We start from the raw sequence: 1,820 nt of genomic DNA on the forward strand, positions 1-1,820 counted from the left end.
GTCTATCACCTTGCCGGTCTCGGTGGCCACGTCCTGCCCGAACGGCACCCGCTCCAGCGGATCTCCCCCCTCCGGCCGCGCCCCGCCACCACAGGCCAGCAACCGCACCCGGGCACCAGGCCCCAACCGCACCAGACTCGGCCGATGCCGCAGCAGCCGGCCCAGGCCGCGTCCGTCGGTCAGCCCGGTCCGGCCATCGGGCAACGGCAGTTCCACACCCCGCGGACCGATGTGCAGGGCGACGGTGTAATCCGCCTCCGGCCCCTCCAGTTCCTCCAGCGGCCCCTCCCGGCCCTCCACCGGATCCCAGATCACCTGGTGCCGCACCGCAGGCAGATGCCGGTAATGCTCCCGCCGGCGTTCCATGTCCTGCTCGGAGAACCACGCCCGCCCACCACCCGTCCCGGCGCCGTTCCTGCCCGGCAACGGTGTCGAAAGCAGCACCTCACCACCGGTCAACGCCGCGAACACCGACTCCTCCGCCGATGACGGCACCTGGGCGGGCGGTGGCACCAGCGACGACACGACGGGCACGGCAGGCGCGGCAGGCGCGTTGGACGACGGGGTGGGCGCCGGGGAAGCACCGACGGACGGCCCGTCGGACGAGGGCGCCTGGACGGTGGGCGCGTCGGACGAAGACACGTCGGCGGGAAGCGTGCCGGCGGTGACTGCGCCGGTGGACGGCGCCTGCGCAGAGGACCCGGCAGAGGAGACCGCCTGGACAGAGGGCGCGTCGGAGGAGAGAACCGGAACAACCCCGCCACCGGCCGGCCCGGCCACCACGTCGGGCGAGGCAGCCGAAGACGGCACGGCACCCCGGAAACCCGCCGGGGACGAACTCCCGTTCCCGGCGGGAAGGTCCGGCGAGAGCGCGGCGGACGGCACCGGCAGGGCGACCGCATCGAACCCCGTATCCCCCGGTGCCGGCCCGGCGGCCGGCGCGGCGACCCCTTCCCGGCCGCCGACGGGAACACCGTCGCCGGTGAGAGCGGCGAAGACGTCCGGCGCGGTGGCCGAACGCCCCGGCTCGGAATAGTCGGTGTCCCCGGAAGTCACCGATGCCGCATCCTCACCGTCGCTGTCCCACACCGCCGAAACATCGGACTCGTCGTCGCCGTACGAGGAACCGGCGAAAGAGGAGTCGGTGAAGGAGAAGCCGGTCTCCGCCGTCGGCGCGCGATCGGCCCCGCCGGCCACCCCACCCTCCCCGGCACCGGTGTCCGCCGCCGCCCGGCCGATGGACGCCTGACCGGACGTCACGTCGGGCCGTGTCCCCGGCACCACACCGGTGTCACTCACCGCCCGTGACACAGAACCGGCAACCGGTGCCACCGGCACCGCCGACGACACCGGCGTCGACACCGGGGCGGCGCCCGGTACCGGAGCGGGCACGGCGGGCGTGGACGCCGGGAACGGTGCGGTCCCGGCGGGCGGCGTCCCGGGAAGTGCCGCGGAGAGTGGGAGGCCACTGACGGCGGAGGACGGAAGAACACCGGCAGCCACGCTGGAAGGGGGAAGGGGGCTGACGGCAGGCGGCAGGGACCCGGCCGCCACGGCGGAAGGGGGCAGGGACCCGGCCGCCACGGCCGGCTCCAGCCCCGCACCCACACCCGGCAACCCCTCCAGCACCCCCAACCCGTTCACCCCACCCACAGCACCGGCACCGGCACCGGCACCCGCACCGACACCGTCGCGAACGGAGGCATAGCCGCCGTCACCCGGAACGAACACCCACTTGTGCAACCCCTTGCCCACCCCCACCGCACCCACCAGCACCAACGTCACCGTCACCGCCGACAAACCCGCCTGACCCGCCGTCT

At 74.5% G+C, this 1,820-nt stretch carries 1 pseudogene; it reads right to left on the reverse strand.

Features of this window, described 5'->3' with window-relative positions:
- Positions 1–1,299, reverse strand: a pseudogene (locus KUM38_RS27405) (hypothetical protein); the annotation flags it as partial.
- Positions 1,300–1,820 lie beyond the last annotated feature (521 nt).

Source organism: Streptomyces sp. AC558_RSS880 (assembly GCF_019049255.1).
GTDB lineage: Bacteria > Actinomycetota > Actinomycetes > Streptomycetales > Streptomycetaceae > Streptomyces.